The sequence below is a fragment of the Bariatricus sp. HCP28S3_A7 genome, assembly GCF_052066375.1.
Taxonomy (GTDB): Bacteria; Bacillota; Clostridia; order Lachnospirales; family Lachnospiraceae; genus Allocoprococcus.
Map to the genome: position 1 here is coordinate 1 of NZ_JBQHSG010000097.1, position 433 is coordinate 433.

At 38.6% G+C, this 433-nt stretch carries 1 pseudogene; it reads left to right on the forward strand.

Going from position 1 to position 433, the window contains the following annotated elements:
- Positions 1-433 (forward strand): annotated as a pseudogene (locus ACTNA4_RS16145) (hypothetical protein); the annotation flags it as partial.

Below are 433 nucleotides of genomic sequence, written 5' to 3' on the forward strand. Positions count from 1 at the left end.
ACGGAGTTGATTTATACAAAGCTGCCATCCAAAACTATAATAAAGAAATCGCCAAAATGATGGAGCTTGATGGCAAGATTCGTCGAATGGACTCCTTGATGATTAATTCAAACATGCGTATGCTTGCACGAAGTGAATTGATCTACTCCTGCATATCCCGATTAGTCACATATATTCATAGTGTAAAGCCGGAAATGCTTCCAGAGACACTTTTGCATTACGCACAGCCGAATGATTTCAACAAAGTATTTTATCATGAAAGAAGTTCTACACTGGAAGAGCGTATGGAACAGTTTTTAAAAGATGCAGAAACCCTTTATGATATCACCAAAACAGGATTCGAAGATGTCTCTGAGTATGAACTTTTTATTCGCTGTTTTTCAGAGCAGTCCATTGTCGAACAGGGAAAACGTCGCTGGATTACTAAGGAAGA